This is a genomic window from Methanoculleus sp. (genome assembly GCF_035363275.1).
Taxonomy (GTDB): domain Archaea; phylum Halobacteriota; class Methanomicrobia; order Methanomicrobiales; family Methanoculleaceae; genus Methanoculleus.
The window spans coordinates 12,333-32,682 of record NZ_DAOSET010000012.1; the positions used below are offsets into that span (position 1 = coordinate 12,333).

Genomic DNA, 20,350 nt, shown 5'->3' on the forward strand with positions numbered 1-20,350 from the left:
GCGAAGGGAAATCGATGTTTTGTCCCCTGAGGACGGCCTCAAACATTTTAGCAAAGTGCGGCTGCCGGGTCAGTCCGATCCGAGCAGCGTTTTTCCCAGGTTCATGCCGTTGCTTCTTTTTCGTAGAACGGTGATGGGATTGTAGGATAAGCACGGTATATATGACGGTATACATCGTCCGCTCTGGCCTCTACGTCGTCTTCAGTGTAGTGATCTACAGGTAGGCCCGTTGAGTCGCTCCACAAGAAATCACGGATGGCAAGCCGTACGGCGTCGCGGGTGGCTTCCTTGTCGCGCCAGTGATCGATGCGAAGTTTCTCTGCTTTGAGGGTTTTGAGCAGTTCGACGGCCACGTTCTTGATGCGCTGGATCTCAGTGGGCGAGAGATCCGGCCTCGTTAAGAGGTCGAAGATGGCCAGTGACTCCTCGTCAAGCCCTTCACGAAAAGCCCGGCTTTCTTCCTCTCCCATCTGGTTTATGAACTGCACCAGGGCCTCGAATGTCTTCTCGATGGTGACTCGATCTTTCTCCCGGTTGTATCCGGCTACGATCTTTTCGTAGTGTCGTTGAAGATCCGTGCGTAACGGGTTCTGCTGCAGGAGTCGCAGGAGTCGTTTATCGATGGCCTGTTTGAGATCCTGTACGAGTGTGCGTTTTGCCGGGCTCCGTTCGAACTCCTGCCGGAGCCGGTCGAAATCGATCTTGCTGATGTCGTACGGTGCGGTCTCTTCAGTAACGCTATCCGACCGGGTTTCAATCGCTTCATCGACCACCTCGTGCAGCCGGCGAATGATCTCGGAGACATCCGCCCTGTCGCGGTCCTGTTGCAGGCTCCGGTAAACGATGGTGATTGCGTCGTGATCCCTTCGATGAGCGTTGATCCCCTCTACGTTGATGCATGCCTTGAACTTCGTGAAGACCGCCCGGCACATGATTTCGAATCGTTTGCGCGTCTTGTCGTTCTCATTGACCGCTTCCTTGGCGGCAAGGATGGCTGCGTTCCGCGCAAAGCCCGTCCATGAGATGATGTTGTCGAGTGATGCGCCGCGTTCGGCGAGAAACGTCCGGACAAGCCCGGTCGCCTCGCTGAGATCGGCCAGCAGTTCTCCGTCGGGCCTCGCGGGTTCGATCTCTCTTCCCTCCCCGGTTCCTGCAAATGTTGCCAGGGCTTTGCGCAGATTCTTGAGGATGCCGCAGTAGTCCACGATCAGGCCGTTGTTCTTGCCCTCGTTCACGCGGTTGGCCCGGGCGATGGCCTGCATCAGCGTGTGCGCCTTGAGCGGCTTATCGAGATACAGCGTGGAGAGGCTCGGGACGTCGAATCCAGTCAGCCACATCGCGCAGACGATCGCGATCCGGAACGGGTGCTCTCCTTCCTTGAAGGCATCGTCGAGTGCCATTCTCTGCATGTTGCGAAACTGTGGCCGCTTTCGCATGAACTCCGGCAGGTCGATCCCGTCCTTGATCAGACGGCGATGCGGTGTGATGTCCAGGTCCCACCTGCGGAACGTATCTACCTCGCCCTGCTCTTCGCTTATCACGACCGCCATGCGGGTCTCGCGCATCCATTCGATCTGCCGCCGCAGATAGATCTCCTCCTGCTCGTCGGCTGTCTGGGCGATCTCGGTCTCCAGATCGGCGATGCGTTTCTTCCAGTAGGTGCTGATAAGGCCGTGCATCCGAACGCAGGTCACCTTGTCGATGCAGACCAGCATCGCCTTGCCGGTTTCCCAGGCCGTCGAATAGTGCTTGACGAAGTCGCGGGCTACCTGGTCGAGCCTTCTCTCGGCGGTGATGATGTGGTAGTCGCGCTTGAGTTCCCGCTCCAGCCGCTGCTCCACGTCGATGTCATTCATCTCCAGTTCTTCGAGCACCCCGGCGATCCGCTCGTTCAGGTCGCCTACGGTCACGCCGAGTTTGTCGCCCCGGGCGTCGTAATACAGCGGAACCGTGGCTTTATCGTCGACTGCACGCTGGAAGTCATACGTCGAGACATAGTCTCCGAAGACCCGCCGCGTGATCTCGTCGTCTTTCATCAGCGGGGTCCCCGTGAACCCGATGTAACTGGCATTGGGGAGGGCGTTGCGCATGTTCAGCGCCAGGGTCCCGTACTGCGTCCGGTGCGCCTCGTCCGTGATGACGATGACGTCGTCCCGCGGGCTGTAGGGCTGCTCCGGTTCGACTTCCCGGTTGAACTTCTGAACGAGCGAGAAGATGTACGACTTGTGCTCCGCGAGCAGGCGGCTGAGGTGGTCGCCGCTCGCCGCCCGGCAGGGGTCGCGGTCGTTATCCACAACGCCGCACCTGGCAAACGTCTTGTAGATCTGCGTATCCAGGTCGTCGCGGTCGGTCAGCACGAGGAACGTGTAGTTCCCGCCGAGTTTGCGGTGAACCTTCCGCGTGAGCATCACCATCGAGTAACTCTTGCCCGCCCCCTGGGTGTGCCAGAAGACGCCGAGTTTGCCCTGGCGGTTCTTGCGGTCCTTTACCGCCTCGATGGCGCGGTTGACGCCGAGGAACTGGTGGTTGCGGGCGAGAATCTTCTTCGGCTCGCCGAGGGGATCGTCGAAGAGGATGAAGTTCTCGAAGAGGTCCATGAAGTTCTTCTTCTCGCAGACCCCCTTGAGCAGGGTCTCCATCTCCACCACGCCCGGTTCGTCTTCTGCAAGGCGTTTCCACTCGTGAAAGTGCTCAAAGCGGCTGGTCACCGAACCGATCTTCGCGTCCACGCCGTTTGCGAGCACGACGAAGGCGTTGTGGTGGAAGAGGTGCGGCACCGTGTCCTTGTAGTCCTTGAAGTTCTGCTCGTAGGCCGCCCGGATATCCCGGTGGACGTTCTTCAACTCCATGAAGAGCAGCGGCAGGCCGTTGACGAACCCGACGATGTCGGCCCGCCGGCGATAGAGGTCACCCCGGACCCAGAACTCCCGCACGCAGAGGAAGTGGTTCTTCTCGGGTTCGGCGAAGTCGAAGACCCGGAGGCGCTGCCGCACCCGCTCGCCCCTGTCGTTACGGAACGTGACCTGGACACCGTCGCGGACGAGGTCGTACTTCTCGCGGTTCGTCGCCGCCATCGACTGTGTGCCCGATGTCGCGATGATCTGCCGGACGGCGTCGTCGTAGGCCTCGCGGGGGAGGCCGGGGTTCAGCTCGACCAGTTTTTCCCGGAGGTAGCGCGTCAGGACGACTTCCCGGTCGGATGAGCGGCCGAGGAGGCTCTCCGGCCCGAAGTCTTCGTTGTTGTAGGCGTACACCGAGTCCCACCCGAGGTGCTGCTCTAGGTATTCGGCCGTGGTCTGCTGGACGAGGGTGTCCTCGGTGTAAGCGCCAGTGGTCACCTGTCGAACCTCTGCTTGATGTAGTCCTGAGTCTCGCTCGCCTTCAACTCGGTCGTGGAAGGGCCGGTACGCACATAGAAGCGCTCGTGTTCGCCATCCTTCACGAAAACAGCGACCGGTGACTTCTGGCAGCGTATGACCATCACGCGTTCTCCGTCATAATCCTCAAAGTGCATGTGCATGGCTGTCAAGGCCTGCGGGCTGATTCGTGCCTTGACGATGTTGACAAGGTGCAGACTCATCTTGTCTTCGCTTGGGAACCCATCGGCTCCAAGGCCCAGCGGTGTACCATCGTCAAGCACGCCGATGACTAGTGTGCCTCCGCCAGTATTCAGGAAACCCGCCAATGTCTTCAGCACCGCCATCTCCATCCGCGTGTCCGTTGCACCGGTATGCAGGTTGGTGCGCAGGGTTGCCTTGAACTCTACTGATTCTGATTCGCCGTAATCGATTATAAAGGACAGATCAAACGCCTCTGTCTTGGGTTTCGACTCATTTCCAACGACCAGCCTCTGATAACCCTCGCGAATGATCTGCGCCATCAGTTCTCGCCGTTGTTCAAGAAACGTATGATAATCCATCTGCTCCCAGTTCTCCGGCAGGGCATGGTAATGATACATATCTGCCAGTTCGGGATGGGTAAAGCGTGCCCTCAACTGCGGGAGGTAGCCCGCCGGGGCCCGATCTGCTATTTTATTGTTATCTCCCCATTCGACGTAGGCATAGTTGGCGATCTGATTGGTCTCGCGCGTATCTGTGACGTTCAGGGTAGCCAGATAACCTTTTGGATAAAGGTGATGCCGTTCGACGGCCGAGCGACTCGCATGGGTAGCCGGATCCAATAGGTCCCCTACTCGAGCATTGGAGAACAATGCCCGAGCGTCAAGCAGGACCTGGGCGGCGTAGTATCCAAACAGTGACGGACTGCGCGGTGATGATGTCGCCAGGTCGTTTGGCAGTGTAGTGGCCCAGAAGTCGTTGGTCAGGGAAATGTCGCAGATGTTCTGAAGGCGGCTGACGAACATCTCAGGGCTGTCTACATCCCGCAGTCGGGCCAAGTCGGATTCCAGCGCTGACTCCGGCGATCCCGTGTACCGCCCGGTCACCGCTGACATAAAGAACCACTGCGCGATCGTCTTGCGAAGGGTAAACTCCTCAACCCCGATCTCCGTGCGGCCAATCAAGTACAGGATGTATGAGAACAGCAGGTTGTTCTGAGAACTGATCATCTTGTCGCTACGGAAACCCGCAAGCCGGATGCAGTTCAAAAAATCATGCCAGTACTGGATATTGAGTACACGTGATTGAGCGTCTTTGAGCCTGTCAAACTGTTCTATCCGACGTTCGTCGCTGAACCGCTCTGTCTCCAGATCCTTCCCCCGCAGGATAGAGTATACATACTGCAAACGTGCACGTTTGAACGCCACCCCGACACTGACACGCAGCAACTGGGCCGGGTCCGGCTCGATGAAGTAGTTGAACGGTGAAGCCGTGCCCCTGGTGGGCTGACGCGCTTCACGGCAGAAGCGCTCCAGTTCAGCCCGCCCCTCGTCCCAGAACACGGACATCAGTGTCAAGATGAAATCGGCCTGGTTGAGCGGAGTGCCCTTGCTATTGATGCGCACAAAAACGTCTGAGACATCTTCTTCGGAGATATCCGCCGCTAATTCCAATGCTGTGAAAGGGAAGGTCGTCAATGACTGCAACTTTGAGATGGCCTTTTTGATGCGCTTGGTTTCTTCTTCCGTCACCTCGCGCGAGGTTCGCAGTCCTTCAAGGTAGTCATCGACCACCTCGAAGATGTCGGTGTCATTGCTCCATATTCGTGAGATGTCCGGGATAAACGCTTTATCCCGCCGGATAGCCGCATCAACGACCTCAAACCGCTCTTCCAGCGGGTTGAAGGCGATGCAGATCTGCTCACTGTCATAGTTTTCTCTGACAACGGGCACACCTTTGACCACCGCATAGAGCGAGGTGAGCCGCTGTTGACCGTCCACGATCACCAACCGCGGCGGTTTTTGCTTGACATCCGTCCCGATAGGCCGGTCATCGGCTAGACCACTGCGCCACAGCAGCAGATATCCCACGGGGTAGCCACGGTACATGGAATCAAAGAGATCTCGTACCTTCGCATTTTTCCATACAAACGGCCGCTGAATATCAGGCAGGCCGATCTCGCCGAGTTCAATGTACTTGACCAGCGAGTTGAGGTCATAGTCAACTTTAGTGAAGACGGTTTCACTCATACAGCAATCTCTCCGTTCATCAGGCGGGGGAGGAGAAGGTCGCGGGCCTGCGCGAGCAGTTTCATCTCCTCTTCTAATACTGAAATGAACTTGTAAATTGGCTCTGCCTTTTCATTGAAGAGTTCTAGCATCTGTTTTGGTGGAACAAGCACTATCGCTCGTTCAAAATCTTCTGGTCGTACCGCCGGATAACTTGCTCCTGTAGTATGGTTTACAAGGTGTCCGACGAACTCATCCGTTGTGACAAATAAGTACAGGTACGTAAAAGGAACGGTTATGGGCGATATTACCGTGAATCCTGTCGAAAAAACATCGTTCTCTTCGGGATCGGGGATCAATGCAAAAGCACGAAGATTTGGTCTAACATTGGACCAGATTATATCCCCTGGCCTTGCTTTCCTGCGTGCCCGTCCTGGAGCTTCAGAGGACGGCATTGTGTTCTTGTTAATTATCCGACCTTGTTTTACCGACGATATGTCGATGTAATTAATTATATCAGGTAATGCACTAGCCTTATAACTCTCGACATTTGTTGCAGCGATCTCCACCAGTGTCTTCTTCTCCCACCCCTCCGGCACGCCGTCTTTGATCGCAACATGCTCGTGGCCGGGGAAACGGAGGTTGACAAACCATTCCCGGTAGAGCAGCCGCGCCGCCTCTTCCAGCAGCTGAATCCGCCGTCGGTTGTTCTCGATGAGGTCGTCGTAGGCGGAAAGCACTTCCACGATTCGTTCCTGGATCTGATACTCCGGCAGCAGGATGTCCAGCCTGTGAATATGATTCCGGTTCAGTGTGGGATTTGAGTTCCCTACGTCGTAACGCTCAAGTCCCAACGTTTGCAGGAAGTAAAAGACAAATCGTGGGAGATTGCCCTTGAAGTCTCTGCTCCATAGTGTCGTATCGTGCGGCCAGTAAGGCCCATCAACATAATGGACTGTCCCAAGCGATCCTTTACGACCTATTACCACTCCTGGCCCGTCCACCTTTGCCTCGGAATGGTAACTATTCACACCAGAAGACGACACCACAGGAATGTTGCCCGGCTTCTGTTCCGCCTTTGTGATATCATATCCACGCTGGAAGAAGACGAGGTCCTGCAGGATTGCCGACTGCCATCCTGGTCGACGCCTCGGGGCTGTACTCATACCTTCACCCCTTCACAGTTCTCCCTGCCCATTGCCGCCAGTTGCACCCTCCTGTCAAACCAACCACCCCTCATTCCCCATCCTCCAGCAGCCTCGCAATCTCCTCCGGGCCGGGGAGCTGGTCCCGGAGTTCCCGGGGCAGTTCCCTGACCGTCCGGTAGGTGGCGACGCCGATGGGCGAGGTGGAGGACTGCAGGGCGTACTCGACGATGGTGCGGTTCTTCTCCTTGCAGAGGATGATGCCGATGGAAGGGTTCTCGCCCTCCTCACGGACCCGGTGGTCGAGGGCGGCCAGGTAGAACTGCATCTTGCCGACGAACTCGGGCTGGAACTCTCCGATCTTCAGTTCGATGGCCACCAGGCAGCGGAGCCGCCGGTGGAACAGCAGCAGATCGATGAAGTACTCCCTGTCCTCGACCTCCAACCGGAACTGGCTTCCGACGAACGCAAACAGCCCGCCCATGGCCCGCAGGAAGTCTTCGACCCGGCCAATGAGGGCACGCTCCAGCTCGCGCTCGGAGTGCTCCTCTCCGAGTTCCAGGAAATCGAAGGTGTACTCATCCCTGACCGCGAGTTTTGCCTGCGCCCGCAGTTCCGGCGTGAGCGCCTTATCGAAGTTGGTCTGGCCGAGGAGCGTCTTTTCGTAACTCCTGTTCTCGATCTGGTGGACGAGCACGCTCCTTGACCAGCCGAACTTGCGGGTCATGCGGATGTAGAACTCGCGCTCCAGTGGGTCTTTACACCGCGACATGATGACGAGGTTGTGGCTCCAGCTGATTTCTCCAACCAGTGGTTGGAGTTTTTCGTTGTCGTGGTATTCCTGGTAGAACTGCCGCATATACCAGAGGTTCTGGACTGAAAAGCCTTTGATCCCGGGAAACTCCAGCTGAAGGTCGTCTGACAGCCGTTCGACTACCGACCTGCCCCACCCTTCGTACTCCTGCCTCTGGGCAATCATCCTGCCGATATCCCAGTACAGGCCGATCAGTTCCTTGTTGACCGCCCTGAGCGCCTGGTACTGGCCGGCACGAATGCGCTCTTTGACTTCGAGAAGCAGCGAGCCGTAGTCCTCCGGCAGGTTCGAAGCCGTCATATCTCCAGTTCCTCGAAGTTCTTCTTGATCGTCGCCGCCAGCCGCACCGCTTCGGTGTTGAGGTCTTCCAGTTCCACGTGGATCTCGCGGAGCGCCTCCTCGAAGTCGAAGTTCTCGTCCTCCTCCTCGGGGGCGACGCCCACGTAACGGCCGGGTGTCAGCGACCAGTCGTTAGCCTCGATCTCCGCCCGGTCCACCAGTTTGACCAGCCCTGCGACATCACAGAGTTTCGCTTCGGGGAACCGTTCGGTCAGCCAGTGCGCCTGCCGCCAGAAGTAGCGCACCTGTTTGAGCTGCTCGACGGCCACCTGCCGGGCCTCGTCGGCAGCTTTCCGGGCGCGGGCGAGCTCGCGGCCTACCCACGCGTCGCTGTCCCGGGCGTTGCACTCGTTCTCGCAGGTCTCGATGAGGCGGCAGGCGAGTTTATAGAGGAGATCGCTCTGCTTGATCAGGTCGCGGCTGCACCCGGCCAGCGGAGCGAGACGGTCGACCGCCTTCTTGAGCTCGCCGTTGGTGGTCTTCTGCCCCTGCCACGCCGTCCGCTGCCTGGAGACCGCTTTTTGGAACCTCTCCACGTCGCCCTTGAACACAGGCATCGCATCTTCGAGTTCCTTGAGTGCCCCGGCGTGGGGGGCGTCGCCGGGAAGGGTCGAGAGGAACGGCCCAACCGCCTCTCGCAGTGCATCCAGAGAGGTAATGAAAGACGGGAGCGGCTCGATCTCTTCGCCGTCATCGTCCCTGGCAGTGAAACACCCCTCCCCTTCATCCAGCATGCGCCGGCAGTAGCCTGCCACGAGATTGAGGTATTTCTCGGTTTGGCCGCGATAGAGCCAGACGATCGCGAGGAGGTTCTGCTCCTGCTCAGGGGAAAAGTCGTAGATCTTGCGGGTGACCTTGCGGTAGATGTTCCGCGCGTCGATCATCAGCACCGCATCACGATACTCCTCGGGCTTGTCGCGGTTGAGGAACCAGAGTTCGCACGGCACGGAGCGGGTATAGAAGAAGTTGGAGCGGATGGCAACCATGATCTCCACATCGCCCGTCTCGATCAGTTTCTGCCGGACGCCGGCTTCTGCATGCCCGGCGCTGGAAGCCTGGGATGACATGACGAAGCCTGCCCGCCCGTGCTCGTTCAGGTAACTGTAGAAGTAACTGATCCAGACATAGTTGCCGTTGGAGACCTTGCCCTTCTGGTTAACCCCCGGCAGGCCGAAAGGAAGGCGCGGATCTCTCTTGACCCTGTCCGCGTCGATCTCATCGACGTTGAACGGAGGATTGGCCATCACAAAGTCGGCCTTGCCCAGCAACTCGTGAGGATCCTCGTAGTACGTGATGACCCTCTGGATATCGCCCTCGAGGCCGTGGACGGCCAGGTTCATCTTCGCCAGGCGGATGGTGGTGGCGTTCTTCTCGAGCCCGTAGAACGTGAGTCTATCGACCGGGTTCTCGTGGCGGCGCTCGACGAAGCGGGCGCTCTGGACGAACATGCCGCCCGAGCCGCAGGCCGGATCCAGGACGGTGCCGCCTTCGGGTTCGAGGATGTTGGCGATGAGCGAGACCAGCGAGACCGGCGTGAAGAACTCGCCACCGTCGTGGGCTTTCTGGTCGGCGAACTGGGTGAGGAAGTACTCGTAGATGCGGCCGAACACATCCCCGGAGACATGCCTGAGTTCGTCGGGGTTGAGCGTGCGGAGGAGCTGACCGAGCACACTGTTCTCCAGTTCCTGGTATTCGCTCCTGGGGAGAACTCCCCGGAGGTTGGCGTAGTCGCCCTCGATAGACTCCATCGCCTCGATGATGGCTCTCGCGCGATCGTCGCTGTCGGTGAGGGAAACGAGATGGTCGAACTGTGCCTTCGGCTGCAGAAAGATGGCGCTCTTCTGGGAGAAGTCTTCCTTGGTCAGCGCCCGGGTCTTCCCGCCACGCGTGGGAAGGTTGGCTTCAACGTCCTTTTTCACCGCGAGAAACCGGCTGTATGCGTGCCGCAGAAAGATCAGGCCCATAACAGGCAGGAAATATTCGTTGCTTGCGTAGTTCGAGTTCGCCCGCAATGTATCTGCCGCGTTCCAGAGCCGTTTTTCGATTGCTTCGATATGTTCCAGTTGAGCCATTTGTAACCCTTTTGTTGTGCGGAGCCGGCAATGACCGTTCTGCAGAAGGTGTGTTGTTCTGCCGACCTGTCACATCAGGCCCCTTCGAATCCATAGGTATTGACCCTTCACTCACGTTATTTCGGGTCAATATGTAGCATCGGTCATGATGTCGATTACTTTACCAAAAAGTCCATGTACCGTGCTATAAATATTACTATTAATTATTATAGCCCGGGTTCCCGATCGATATGCGCAGACACATCCAGAATCCGTAAAATCTTATATTCTCCGATATTTTACGGAATCCGGGTTGATGATGCGCTTGATTTTTACGCACATGGACATCCGATTAGAACGGTTGAAATTCAGCCAATCTGTGGATATCCTGCATAACATGACCGGATGAAAGAATCGTTTTCAGGACACCATGGTTCACGGCCTTACCTTCCGGGAAGTCAGGGACGAAAGACAGCCCGGTCGATCAAACCACTGTTCTCACCCGGAGGGGCGTCGCATATTCCTGGCGAACGCCAAAATGGTAGAGGGTTATTCGAAATCCTCTATCTATCAGGTTCCGAAGTACGATGCCTGTATTGTCCCAGGCGTCCGCGTCGTCCGTCCCGGCGTAGCACCTCTGGCCGACCGGCTCATGGTGCTGTCGCGAACCTGGATGCCCCAGGAAGGTGACCTTGAAAGGCTGAACCGTCCCGCTCAGCAGCACTGCTTGCCGCCGGCCTCTTCGCCCTCGAGGAGGAGCCTCCCGAAGAGCATCCGTTCGAGTGTCGTCGCGACGTACTTCATCCGCTGGGCCGCCTCCATGTCCTCGTAGCGGTGGATGTCCGCGTAGACCTGCAGGCGGACGAGGCCGAACCGGAAGCGGTCGAGGTCGTCGTCCTCGAGTTCCGAGACCTCACGGTAGATGGGTTCGAGCAGGAAGGGGAACTCCTCGTAGTTCTCGAGCGCCTCGATGACCTTCGAGAAGGCGGGGAGGGGTCCCGCCTCTCCGGCAAGGATCCGCGAGTACTCCATTCTTTATCCCTCGATCTCGTTCACCAGGGCTTCCATGATGGCGTCGAAGCTCTTCCAGGTCGGGTTTTCCTCGCCCCCGGCACGGCGGATGATGAACGGCCTTCCTTCGTCTGCAGCCTTGCGCATCTCGGGGTCGAGCGGGATGGCCCCGAGGAAGGGCACCCCGAGGGTTTTTGCTTCTTTCTCGCCGCCGCCCTTGCCGAAGATATCGATCTCCTCCTTGCAGTGGGGGCAGACGAACCCGCTCATGTTCTCCACGATGCCGAGCACCCGGAGTTCGAGTTTCTTGATGAACTCGGCGGCCTTGCTCGAGTCGAGGACCGCGACGTCCTGCGGGGTGGTGACGATAACCGCTCCGGCGATGTTCGGGGCAAGCTGGGCGACGGTGAGGGCTTCGTCGCCGGTGCCGGGCGGGAGGTCGACGATCAGGTAGTCGAGGTCGCCCCAGTTGACGTCTTCCAGGAACTGCCGGATGACCGTCATCTTCATCGGGCCACGCCAGATGACGGGGGTGTTGCGCTCCGGGAGGAGGAATGCCATCGAGATGACCGCGAGGTTGCCGCTGACCCTGACCGGCTCGATGATCTTCCCGTCGTAGGACTGGAGACGGGCGTCCTCGATCCCGAGCATCTTCGGGATGTCCGGACCGTGGATGTCGAGGTCGATGAGAGCCGTGTTATAGCCGCGGTTGGCAAGAGCATAGGCGAGGTTTGCCGAGACCGTGCTCTTTCCTACTCCGCCTTTCCCGGAGAGGACGAGGACGACATGCTTTACGCTGACATCGGCTTTCGGGGGGAGATCCCGCGGAGCATCCGCATTTCTCGGGTCGCTGCATCCGGTCGCAGACGGGCAGCCGGCGCAGTTGCCGGCACAGGTTTCCTTATCGGGTTCGCTCGTTTGAGTCATCAGAAGTATCCTCCGTGATAGGGTATCTCATAATCTGGAGTTACTATATATTACTGGTAAACGTCACAAAAAGGTATAGGTGCTGGCAAGAAAGTCCCGTCCTGCCGCCGGAGCCTGGATTTCGGGCACGTTTTCAGCCACCGGCGGCGGGGGGAAAGAGGGCGACGGTGTCCCCGTCATCAAGGGGCGCCTCAAGACCCCCGCTGAAGTGGACGTTCCTGCCGTTCTTCAAGATGTTGACGTAGGCCCGGATCTCCCCGGTGGGGGTGAAGAGGGCGTCGCCGAGCCCAGGGTACCGGGCGGAGAGGTACGCGAGCAGGTCGCCGACGGTCGATCCCCGGGAGATCTCCGCATTGCACTCGGCCGGGATGATGTCGCGGAGCATGGCAAACGCCCTGACCTTCACCGTTATGGCACCCCCTCCGTTCGCGCCCAGGATCGTCGCCACCTCTTCCTCCACCCCGGGTGATAGAGGTCTCCAGCCTTATTGGTATCGCTCCCGGGCGCGTGCCCGGATCGTATCTGATTTCCTCAACGCGAAAGTTAATGAGTCGATATCGTCGTCCGGCAGTCTTATTGCCCTGGCCGGGCCCTGGGGCATGGTGATAACCTATGAACGGCTACGCAGAGAAGATCCTCTACGTCGATCTCACGAGAGAGCGGACGATGGAGGAACCGTTTCCCGAAGAGTGGAGGCGGGCATACATCGGAGGGAGAGGCCTCGGGGTCCGCATCCTCGATGACCTGGTGAACCCGGGCATCGATCCTCTCGGTCCGGAGAACGTGCTGGTCTTCGCCACCGGGCCGGTTGCCGGGAGCGGCCTTCCCCTGGGTTCCCGGTACGACGTCGTCACGAAATCGCCGCTGACCGGGACATTGACCAGCGCGAACTCCGGCGGGAAGTTCGGCACCAGCATGAAGCGTGCCGGGTACGATGCGGTCGTGATCCTGGGGCGGGCGGAACGGCCGGTCTCCCTCCTCCTCGACGACGGGCACGCGGAGGTCCGGGATGCCTCGCCCCTGTGGGGGATGACGACGAGCGAGACGACGGCGGCCCTCCAGGAAGACCTCGGCGACCCCGGCGCAAGCGTCGCCTGCATCGGCCCCGCCGGCGAGCGCCTCGTCCGGTTCTCCGGCATCATCAACGAGACCTCCCGGGCCGCCGGCCGCGGGGGCGTCGGTGCCGTGATGGGGTCGAAGAACGTAAAAGCGGTCGCCGCCCGGGGGAACGGCCGGATTACCGTCGCCGACCGTGACCGGTTCCTCACCCTGAAGAAAGAGATCGCGGAGAAGATCCGGGAGAACGCCATCTCGGGCGGAGGGCTGCCCCGGTTCGGGACGGCCGTCCTCGTGAACATCATCAACGAGAACTACATCCTCCCGACCCGGAATTTCCAGACCGCTCACTTTCCTGCAGCGGAGAACGTCTCGGGGGAGCGAATGGCCGACACCATCCTCTCCGGTAAGATGGGGTGCCAGACCTGCGTCATCCAGTGCGGCCGCGACATCGAGATCGAGGGGAAGCGGACGGCAGGACCGGAGTACGAGACGATCTGGGCTTTCGGTCCCGACTGCGGGATCGACGACCTTGCCGCCGTCTCGGAGGCGAACAGTCTCTGCAACGACCTCGGCCTCGATACGATCTCTGCCGGGTCGACGATCGCCTGCGCCATGGAACTCTCGGAGAAGGGCTACATCGACGAAGAAGTCCGGTTCGGTGACGCAGAACGGATGCTCGACCTGGTCCGGCGGATCGCCTATCGTGACGGCATCGGCGACGAACTTGCCGAGGGTTCCTTCCGCTTCGCCCGGAAGCACGGGCACCCCGAACTCTCGATGAGCGTCAAGCGCCAGGAACTCCCTGCCTACGACCCCCGGGGATTGCAGGGGCACGGTCTTGCCTACGCCACATCGGTCCGGGGCGGCGACCATGTCTACGGCTACATGATCGCCCCCGAGGTGCTCGGGTCGCCGGAGAAACTCGACCCCTACTTGAGTGAGGGGAAGGCGGTCTGGACGAAGATCTTCCAGGACCTCACGGCCTTCATCGACTCGTCGGGGGCCTGCCTCTTCACCTCGTTCCCGCTCGGCGCCGCGGACTACGGGGCGATGGTCTCGGCGGTCACCGGCTACGATATCGATGGCGCTGAGGTGCTCCGGATCGGCGAGCGGATCTGGAACATGCAGAAGATCTTCAACCTGAGAGCCGGATGTACCCGGGAGGATGACACCCTGCCGCCGCGCCTCCTTGAGGAGCCGCTCACTGAAGGCGCTCCGAAAGGCCAGGTCTGGGAGCGAGAGCCCCTTCTCGACGACTACTACGAGGCCCGGGGATGGGACCGGGAAGGCCGCCCGACGCCGGAGAAACTCCGCGAACTCGGCATCGGGGAGGCGGCGGTCCCTGTCCCGTGACCCGATCTACTTTTTGATGTGCCAGCCGCCCGTCGCTTCCGGGATGCAGTCGATCTCGGGCGAGTAGGGCTTGATGTCCAGGACCGGGGTGCCGTCCAGGGCGTCGAGCCCCCGGACGGTCAGGACACCGCCCTCCCGCCGGACCAGGTCGACGATCCCGAACCCGATCGGGTTCGGGCGGGCGGGCGAGCGCGTCGAGAAGACCCCGCGTTCCCGGGTCTCACCCGGCGGCTTTGCATAGAGCAGCCCGCGTTCCGCCCGGTCGAGCCAGTAGAGCACGATAAGGTGGCTGCTCCGTTCGATCCCCTCGAGCCCCGGGGCGTAGGTTTCGAGGACGCGGATCTCCGCGACGGTATCCGCGAGGCGCCCCTGGCGGGGGGCGTCGCCCCGGGCCCGGTAGGGCGACCGGACGACGCCGATGGGGATGCATTCTATCGTCGCCATACCGTTACCGCCCCGGCCTCCTTGCATCGAGCGTTTCGTTGCAGAGACGGTCCGCGACCTGGATGCAGGGGTGCTCTCGCGGGACGCTCTCGAACCTGACCTCCGCAAAGTTGCGCATCAGTCCCCGGACTTCGTCCGCAAGGGCTGCAAGGTGCTCTTTGGTGATGCGGTACCGGCCGGTGAGCTGGCGGACGACCAGTTCCGAGTCCGACCTGACGGTCAGCCTGCCGGCGGTGAACTCCCGGGCGGCGTCAAGACCGTTGATGACAGCGTGATACTCGGCCACATTGTTGGTCGCAGTTCCGATACATTCAGAACGGCCGGCCACGACGGAACCGTCCCGCACGATCACGTACGCCCAGGCGGCGTCTCCGGGGTTTCCCCGTGACGCGCCGTCGGTATACAGTGTCACGGCGTCGGTTGCCATCGCCGGTGCCTCCTCCGGTCACTCTCTCTTCGCATCATCTGCCGGCTAATCATCGATCTGTAGAGAGTTATTGGTATCGCTCCCCGGAGAGGGGGAGCGTCCACCACAAGACGTTAATACCCCGGCGCTGTAAGGGCGGACCTATGCTTGAGTCGAGCCGGATCAGTGAAGATAGAGCGATGCGGGACCGACTGGGCGTCTTTGAGGACCGGACCGATGCCGGGCGGCGCCTCGCCGCGACCCTCTCGCCGATGGAGACGCTCGCCGGGCCGGTGGTCTGCGCCATCCCCGCCGGGGGGGTGCCGCCGGGTGTTGAGGTGGCCCGGGCGCTCAAGGCCCCGCTCCGGATGGCGGTGGTGCGCAAGGTGCAGATTCCCTGGAACCCGGAGGCCGGGTTCGGCGCCGTGACCTGGGACGGGCGGGTCTTCCTGAACCGGGGCCTCATGGCCGGGCTCCACCTCTCGGATGCCGAGGTGAGCGCCGCGATAGCGAAGGCCAAAGCGAACGTGGCGGAGCGGCTGGAGAAGTTCTCCGGCGGGCGGCAGGAGCCGGGGCTTGAAGGCCGGACCGCGATCCTGATCGACGACGGCCTCGCGACCGGGTATACGATGCTCGCCGCCGTCGAGGCGGCCCGGGCTGAGTTGCCCCGGAAGGTCGTCGTGGCGGTCCCCACCGGCTCCCTCCACGCTGTCAACTTCATCGCCCGGAGGGCGGACCTCGTCGTCTGCCCAAACATCAGGACCAGCCCCACCTTCGCGGTGGCGCAGGCCTACGAGCGGTGGCACGACCTCACCGACCAGGAGGTGCAGGAACTGCTGGTCCAGGCCCGGGATATGGGGCTCTTCTGATGCGGGCGGGGGCATGGCGGTGGATCCCCTCGTCGTGATACTGGGGTTTGGCGTCTTTCCCCCGGAGCACACCTGTGACGGTGACGACACCTCGCCGGCAATCACGATCCTCGGCGCGAGGACGCCCTACCTCGCGATAATCATGGAGGATATCGATGCTCCGGAGGGCACCTTCACCCACTGGCTCATCTGGAACATCCCTGCTACAGAGGAAGTCCCCCCGGACCTGCCTGCCGCGGGAGAACTCCAGGAACCGGCTGGTGCGATGCAGGGGACGAACGATTACGGCACCATCGGTTACCGGGGCCCCTGCCCGTTGCGCGGCGAGTCGCACCGCTACCTCTTCCGGGTCTACGGGCTCGCCGGGCCGATCGATCTCGCGCCCGGATCCAGTCGAGTCGACCTCGGGCGCGCCATGATGGACGCGATCCAGGAGTCCGGGGAGGCGATGGCGGCATACGGGAGGGCGGCCGAAACGGGACCGCCCCGGTGCTAGGTCCAATCCCGCCCGCCGCAACAGATTTATGCACCCCTTTCCATGGGGGTGACGGGTATGCAGAACCTGACGATAGAGGTCGACTTCGACCGGTTTCCCCGGGAGCACACCTGTGACGGAGAGGACATCTCTCCGCGGATACGGGTGCTCGGGTCGGATGCACCTTACCTTGCGGTCATCATGGACGACCCGGATGCACCGCGGGGCACGTTCACCCACTGGCTTGCCTGGAATATCCCGTCGACCGGCGAGATTCCCGCAGGCATCCCCCCGGAGCCCCGGGTCTTCCATCCGGTCCCGGCCGTCCAGGGGACGAACGACTTCCGGAAGACCGGTTACGCCGGCCCCTGCTCCCCGAGGGGTGCGTCGCACCGCTTCTTCATCCGGGTCTGGAGCCTCGCGCAGGAACTCGACCTCCCGCCGGGCTCCGGCAGGACCTGGCTTCTGGACGCACTTGCCGGCGCCGCGACCGGCTACGGTGAGACGATGGCGGTCTACAGGCGGAGAACGGTGCCCGAGTCCCCGCCCGGAGCCGGAACCCGGACCTGAAGGCATCCCCGGTCTCGCAACCTTTTTATCGGGACCCGCCTAGAGTCCCTGTATGGGCGCAGAAGTCACCAAACTGATAGTCTCTCTTCACTCTGCAGAGTTCCCTATCTGGAACACCTGCGACGGTCCCGACCGTTCTCCCGGGTTGAGGATCCGGGGACTCGCCCCGGAGACGCAGTCGATGGCGGTCTTTGCACTGAACCCCTTCGAACCCGGGTGCTCGTTTACGACCTGGATCGTCTGGAATCTCTCCCCGGCACCGGTGATCCCGGAGGGTATTCCGCCGCAGGGTATCGTGACCGCTCCGGTGAACGCCGTCCAGGGGACGAACGATTACGGTATCATCGGCTGGCGCGGCCCCTGCCCGCCCCCGGGAGAGACGCACCGGTATCACTTCAAGGTCTACGGGCTCGACGCCATGCTCGATCTCGCCCCCGGCGCGGGCAAGCACGATCTCATCGCCGCGATGCAGGGGCACGTCCTCCAGTTCGGCGACACCGCCGCCATGTACTCCCGGTGACCGCACAAACCCTTTTTATACTTCTCTTCCCGAAAGAGGCTATCGACGGAGTCTGGTACAATGCCGAACCTGGTTGTCACACTGGATTTTGAAGAGTTCCCGCCGGAGCACACCTGCAGGGGAGCGAACCGGTCGCCCGCAATCCGGGTCGAGGGGATCCTGCCGAACATCAAGTCGCTCGCGGTCCTCGCGACGACGAGCCCCGAGGAAGGCCCGTCAAGGGTGGCGTGGGTCTTCTGGAACCTCCCCGCCGTCCCGCTGATCCCTGAAGGGTTCACGGCCGATAAGGTTGTGGAAACGCCGGTTCGCGCCGTACAGGGCACAAACGACTTCGGCACCATCGGTTACCGGGGCCCCTGCCCGGAGGCCGGAAAAACTGAGGCCTACCTCTTCCGGGTCTACGCGCTCGACCTCGATCTCGGTCTTGAGCCCGGCGCGACCTGGGAGGAACTGGTCCGGGCGATGGAAGGGTCGATGAACCAGACCGGGGAGGTCATCGTCTTCGCCACCGGGTAAAGGGCAACAGGCGTGGGGGCGCCGAGCCCCCGGCCGGAGAAGAAAAGATGCCGGTGCCCTCCCTTACATGGGCATGGGCGGGCTCTCTTTCTGCATGGGCGGGCTCTGCTTCTCGATGTTCTTTGCGATGGAAGCCATCTCCTCGCCCAGCATGCGGACGATATCGTCCATGGTGACGATCCCGATCAACTTCCCGGCGTCGTCGGTGATCGGCATCCTCCGGATGCCCTCCGCGGTCATCTTCTGGATGGCCTCGTAGATCCCCATGTTGTCATGGAACGTGACCACGTCCCGGGTCACGATATCCCCTGCCCGGACCTCGCCGGGATTCTTCTCCTGTGCCATGACCCGGATTGCAAGGTCGCGATCGGTGAGTATGCCGGCAGGCCGGTTATCGCCGGTGACAATGACGACGCTTCCGACATTCCTCTCTCCCATAATCCTCGCCACCTCCACCGCCGGCGTATCCGGCGAGACGGCGACGACCTGCTCACGGCAGCACTTCACGATTCCCATAACATAACCTCCGTTGACGGCGTCTGACTCATGCCGGTATGGTATATGAACATAACCCGTGCCGGCGGCCGGGCCTCCTCCTTAAATACGATCGGCGAGAAGATCCTCCATCACAGAGATGGACTGGCTACTGATTATTCTGACCGTAGCGGGCCTTTCAGTCTTTGAGATCGTCTCGAGCATCGATAATGCCATCATCAACGCCGACGTTCTCGTGACGATGGGGGAGAAGGCCCGCAGGTGGTTCCTCCTATGGGGCCTGATCGTTGCGGTCTTCGTGGTCCGGGGGCTCCTGCCGTGGCTGATCGTCTGGGCAACCACCCCGTCGCTTGGGCCTGTCGGATCCCTGCTCGCGACGTTCTCAAGCGATCCGGCGGTAACAGCCGCGATCGAAGAATCGGCCCCGATCCTCCTGATATTCGGGGGGACGTTCCTGGTCTTCCTCTTCTTCCACTGGCTCTTTGTCGAGGAGAAGACCTGGGGGCTCCGGAGCGAGGCCATCTTCTCCCGCCAGGCCGTCTGGTTCTACGCGGTCGTCTCGATCCTGCTTGCCGCAATCGTCTGGTTCGCCCTCCAGATCAACGTCATGATGGGGTTTGCGGCCGTGCTCGGTTCGACCGCCTTCTTCATCGTCCACGGATTCCGGCAGAACGCCGAGGTGCAGGAAGCCAGGCTCCGGCAGCCCGGGATGTCGGACCTCTCGAAGATCGCCTATCTGGAGGTCCTCGACGCGACATTCTCGATCGATGGCGTCATCGGGGCGTTCGCCTTCACCCTCTCGGTCCCCCTCATCCTGATCGGGAACGGTATCGGGGCTGTCGTCGTCAGGGAACTGACCGTCCGTGGCGTCGATAAGATCCGGAGTTACTGTTTCCTCAAGAACGGAGCGATGTACTCCATCCTGGTGCTGGGGACGATCATGCTCGCGGACAGTTTCGGGTTCCACATCCCCGCCTGGCTCTCGCCGATAGCGACGTTCGGCATCGTCGGCTACTTCCTCTACCGCTCGGTGCAGGAACAGAAGAAGGGGGCAGCGGGCGTTGCGTGACCGGGATTCCGGCTGTTGCCCTGCAACCTCTCAGGCCGCCCGAAAAAGTATATCCGGGTCAAGAGACGAAACGTAGTCCATGACGAAGCGATCAATCGGCCCACGGACACTCCTCTATCCCCACCCGGTCCTGATCATCGGGACCTACGGTGCCGACGGCCGGCCGGACGCCATGGTTGCTGCATGGGGCGGCATCTGCTCGTCCCGCCCCCCGGCAGTCGCGGTCTCGGTCCAGAAAGCCCGGCAGACCTACGCGAACCTCATCGAGCAGCGCGAGTTCACGATCAGCATACCCTCGGCGGACTACGTGAAGGAGGCGGACTGCTTCGGCATCGTCTCCGGCCGGGATACGGACAAGTTCGCGGCGACCAATCTGACGCCGGTGAAGGGCGATCTCGTGAACGCCCCGTACGTCGGGGAGTTCCCGGTCGTTCTCGAGTGCCGGCTCCTCCAGACGGTCGAGATCGGTGTGCATACCCAGTTCATCGGGGAGATCCTGGACGTGAAGGTGGACGAGAGCGTCCTTGGTGAAGACGGCAAGCCGGATATCGCGAAGGTCAGACCGTTCGCCTACGACTCGATGCGGCAGGAGTACTACGAGTTCGGCGGCGTGCTCGCGAAGGCTTTCTCGGCGGGGAAGGAGATGCTCCGGTAACTTCTCCGGTATCCGCTCTTGGAATTACCCCTAAATTTACCCTGAATTTCGATATTGCCCTTTTTT

The 20,350-nt window shown here is 60.9% G+C and carries 19 protein-coding genes; 8 read left to right on the top strand and 11 right to left on the bottom strand.

The window, feature by feature from the left end:
- Positions 1 to 101 precede the first annotated feature (101 nt).
- The 8 genes from PLN84_RS03835 to PLN84_RS03870 form a co-directional block, all read right to left on the bottom strand.
- Positions 102 to 3,338: a type I restriction endonuclease subunit R gene (locus PLN84_RS03835; RefSeq protein ID WP_348531915.1), complete on the bottom strand. Its 3,237-nt coding sequence runs from the start codon at positions 3,336 to 3,338 to the stop codon at positions 102 to 104.
- Complete coding sequence (locus PLN84_RS03840) at positions 3,335 to 5,587, bottom strand: DUF262 domain-containing protein (protein WP_348531916.1); 2,253 nt, start codon at positions 5,585 to 5,587, stop codon at positions 3,335 to 3,337. The genes PLN84_RS03835 and PLN84_RS03840 overlap by 4 nt, the downstream gene beginning before the upstream one ends.
- Positions 5,584 to 6,732 carry a restriction endonuclease subunit S gene (locus tag PLN84_RS03845; RefSeq protein WP_292383093.1) on the bottom strand — a complete coding sequence of 383 codons (1,149 nt, stop codon included), beginning with the start codon at positions 6,730 to 6,732 and terminating at the stop codon, positions 5,584 to 5,586. The genes PLN84_RS03840 and PLN84_RS03845 overlap by 4 nt, the downstream gene beginning before the upstream one ends.
- Positions 6,733 to 6,802: 70 nt before the next feature.
- Complete coding sequence (locus tag PLN84_RS03850) at positions 6,803 to 7,825, bottom strand: PDDEXK nuclease domain-containing protein (RefSeq protein ID WP_348531917.1); 1,023 nt, start codon at positions 7,823 to 7,825, stop codon at positions 6,803 to 6,805.
- The gene (locus tag PLN84_RS03855) at positions 7,822 to 9,936 is read right to left on the bottom strand and encodes an N-6 DNA methylase (RefSeq protein WP_348531918.1); all 2,115 of its coding nucleotides are present in this window, start codon (positions 9,934 to 9,936) and stop codon (positions 7,822 to 7,824) included. The genes PLN84_RS03850 and PLN84_RS03855 overlap by 4 nt, the downstream gene beginning before the upstream one ends.
- 693 nt (positions 9,937 to 10,629) lie before the next feature.
- Positions 10,630 to 10,947: a hypothetical protein gene (locus PLN84_RS03860; RefSeq protein WP_292383088.1), complete on the bottom strand. Its 318-nt coding sequence runs from the start codon at positions 10,945 to 10,947 to the stop codon at positions 10,630 to 10,632.
- 3 nt (positions 10,948 to 10,950) lie between these two features.
- Positions 10,951 to 11,853: an Mrp/NBP35 family ATP-binding protein gene (locus tag PLN84_RS03865; protein WP_292383086.1), complete on the bottom strand. Its 903-nt coding sequence runs from the start codon at positions 11,851 to 11,853 to the stop codon at positions 10,951 to 10,953.
- Between the two features lie 133 nt (positions 11,854 to 11,986).
- Positions 11,987 to 12,313: a ubiquitin-like small modifier protein 1 gene (locus PLN84_RS03870; RefSeq protein ID WP_299955020.1), complete on the bottom strand. Its 327-nt coding sequence runs from the start codon at positions 12,311 to 12,313 to the stop codon at positions 11,987 to 11,989.
- 152 nt (positions 12,314 to 12,465) lie between these two features.
- On the opposite strand from PLN84_RS03870, the gene PLN84_RS03875 reads away from it, so the two are divergent.
- The gene (locus tag PLN84_RS03875) at positions 12,466 to 14,265 is read left to right on the top strand and encodes an aldehyde ferredoxin oxidoreductase family protein (protein WP_292383082.1); all 1,800 of its coding nucleotides are present in this window, start codon (positions 12,466 to 12,468) and stop codon (positions 14,263 to 14,265) included.
- 6 nt (positions 14,266 to 14,271) lie between these two features.
- Here PLN84_RS03875 and tsaA read toward each other — a convergent pair whose 3' ends face one another.
- Positions 14,272 to 14,709 (bottom strand): tRNA (N6-threonylcarbamoyladenosine(37)-N6)-methyltransferase TrmO, encoded by a 438-nt coding sequence (tsaA, locus tag PLN84_RS03880; protein ID WP_292383081.1) that lies wholly within the window; start codon positions 14,707 to 14,709, stop codon positions 14,272 to 14,274.
- Positions 14,710 to 14,713: 4 nt separating this feature from the next.
- Positions 14,714 to 15,136, bottom strand: coding sequence for a ribonuclease HI family protein (locus PLN84_RS03885; RefSeq protein WP_292558848.1), 423 nt, complete (start codon positions 15,134 to 15,136; stop codon positions 14,714 to 14,716).
- A gap of 143 nt (positions 15,137 to 15,279) precedes the next feature.
- Here PLN84_RS03885 and PLN84_RS03890 point away from each other — a divergent pair, with 143 nt between their 5' ends.
- From PLN84_RS03890 to PLN84_RS03910, 5 genes are read left to right on the top strand one after another with little or no spacing between them, the layout of a single operon-like run.
- Positions 15,280 to 15,984, top strand: a complete 705-nt coding sequence (locus PLN84_RS03890; protein ID WP_292383079.1) for a phosphoribosyltransferase family protein — start codon at positions 15,280 to 15,282, stop codon at positions 15,982 to 15,984.
- Between the two features lie 13 nt (positions 15,985 to 15,997).
- Complete coding sequence (locus tag PLN84_RS03895) at positions 15,998 to 16,480, top strand: YbhB/YbcL family Raf kinase inhibitor-like protein (protein ID WP_292383077.1); 483 nt, start codon at positions 15,998 to 16,000, stop codon at positions 16,478 to 16,480.
- Between the two features lie 57 nt (positions 16,481 to 16,537).
- Positions 16,538 to 17,029: a YbhB/YbcL family Raf kinase inhibitor-like protein gene (locus PLN84_RS03900; RefSeq protein WP_292383076.1), complete on the top strand. Its 492-nt coding sequence runs from the start codon at positions 16,538 to 16,540 to the stop codon at positions 17,027 to 17,029.
- 52 nt (positions 17,030 to 17,081) lie between these two features.
- Entirely contained in the window at positions 17,082 to 17,549 is a 468-nt protein-coding gene (locus tag PLN84_RS03905; RefSeq protein ID WP_292383074.1) for a YbhB/YbcL family Raf kinase inhibitor-like protein, read from the top strand.
- 60 nt (positions 17,550 to 17,609) lie between these two features.
- On the top strand, positions 17,610 to 18,065 hold the full coding sequence (locus tag PLN84_RS03910) for a YbhB/YbcL family Raf kinase inhibitor-like protein (protein ID WP_292383072.1): 456 nt from the start codon (positions 17,610 to 17,612) through the stop codon (positions 18,063 to 18,065).
- Positions 18,066 to 18,128: 63 nt separating this feature from the next.
- On the opposite strand, the gene PLN84_RS03915 is transcribed toward PLN84_RS03910, so the two are convergent.
- The gene (locus tag PLN84_RS03915; RefSeq protein WP_292383071.1) at positions 18,129 to 18,581 is read right to left on the bottom strand and encodes a CBS domain-containing protein; all 453 of its coding nucleotides are present in this window, start codon (positions 18,579 to 18,581) and stop codon (positions 18,129 to 18,131) included.
- Between the two features lie 118 nt (positions 18,582 to 18,699).
- Between PLN84_RS03915 and PLN84_RS03920 the strand changes: the two genes are divergently transcribed.
- Both PLN84_RS03920 and PLN84_RS03925 read left to right on the top strand, forming a co-directional pair.
- Positions 18,700 to 19,629: a DUF475 domain-containing protein gene (locus PLN84_RS03920; protein WP_292383069.1), complete on the top strand. Its 930-nt coding sequence runs from the start codon at positions 18,700 to 18,702 to the stop codon at positions 19,627 to 19,629.
- A 79-nt stretch (positions 19,630 to 19,708) separates the two neighbouring features.
- Positions 19,709 to 20,284 carry a flavin reductase family protein gene (locus PLN84_RS03925; protein ID WP_292383067.1) on the top strand — a complete coding sequence of 192 codons (576 nt, stop codon included), beginning with the start codon at positions 19,709 to 19,711 and terminating at the stop codon, positions 20,282 to 20,284.
- Positions 20,285 to 20,350 lie beyond the last annotated feature (66 nt).

Bases quoted from the DNA above. Each gene is read 5' to 3' on its own strand.
- PLN84_RS03840 (WP_348531916.1), bottom strand. From the start codon at position 5,587: ATGAGTGAAACCGTCTTCACTAAAGTTGACTATGACCTCAACTCGCTG.
- PLN84_RS03845 (WP_292383093.1), bottom strand. From the start codon at position 6,732: ATGAGTACAGCCCCGAGGCGTCGACCAGGATGGCAGTCGGCAATCCTG.
- PLN84_RS03850 (WP_348531917.1), bottom strand. From the start codon at position 7,825: ATGACGGCTTCGAACCTGCCGGAGGACTACGGCTCGCTGCTTCTCGAA.
- PLN84_RS03855 (WP_348531918.1), bottom strand. From the start codon at position 9,936: ATGGCTCAACTGGAACATATCGAAGCAATCGAAAAACGGCTCTGGAAC.
- PLN84_RS03860 (WP_292383088.1), bottom strand. From the start codon at position 10,947: ATGGAGTACTCGCGGATCCTTGCCGGAGAGGCGGGACCCCTCCCCGCC.
- PLN84_RS03865 (WP_292383086.1), bottom strand. From the start codon at position 11,853: ATGACTCAAACGAGCGAACCCGATAAGGAAACCTGTGCCGGCAACTGC.
- PLN84_RS03875 (WP_292383082.1), top strand. From the start codon at position 12,466: ATGAACGGCTACGCAGAGAAGATCCTCTACGTCGATCTCACGAGAGAG.
- tsaA (WP_292383081.1), bottom strand. From the start codon at position 14,709: ATGGCGACGATAGAATGCATCCCCATCGGCGTCGTCCGGTCGCCCTAC.
- PLN84_RS03885 (WP_292558848.1), bottom strand. From the start codon at position 15,136: ATGGCAACCGACGCCGTGACACTGTATACCGACGGCGCGTCACGGGGA.
- PLN84_RS03890 (WP_292383079.1), top strand. From the start codon at position 15,280: ATGCTTGAGTCGAGCCGGATCAGTGAAGATAGAGCGATGCGGGACCGA.
- PLN84_RS03895 (WP_292383077.1), top strand. From the start codon at position 15,998: ATGGCGGTGGATCCCCTCGTCGTGATACTGGGGTTTGGCGTCTTTCCC.
- PLN84_RS03900 (WP_292383076.1), top strand. From the start codon at position 16,538: ATGCAGAACCTGACGATAGAGGTCGACTTCGACCGGTTTCCCCGGGAG.
- PLN84_RS03905 (WP_292383074.1), top strand. From the start codon at position 17,082: ATGGGCGCAGAAGTCACCAAACTGATAGTCTCTCTTCACTCTGCAGAG.
- PLN84_RS03910 (WP_292383072.1), top strand. From the start codon at position 17,610: ATGCCGAACCTGGTTGTCACACTGGATTTTGAAGAGTTCCCGCCGGAG.
- PLN84_RS03915 (WP_292383071.1), bottom strand. From the start codon at position 18,581: ATGGGAATCGTGAAGTGCTGCCGTGAGCAGGTCGTCGCCGTCTCGCCG.
- PLN84_RS03920 (WP_292383069.1), top strand. From the start codon at position 18,700: ATGGACTGGCTACTGATTATTCTGACCGTAGCGGGCCTTTCAGTCTTT.
- PLN84_RS03925 (WP_292383067.1), top strand. From the start codon at position 19,709: ATGACGAAGCGATCAATCGGCCCACGGACACTCCTCTATCCCCACCCG.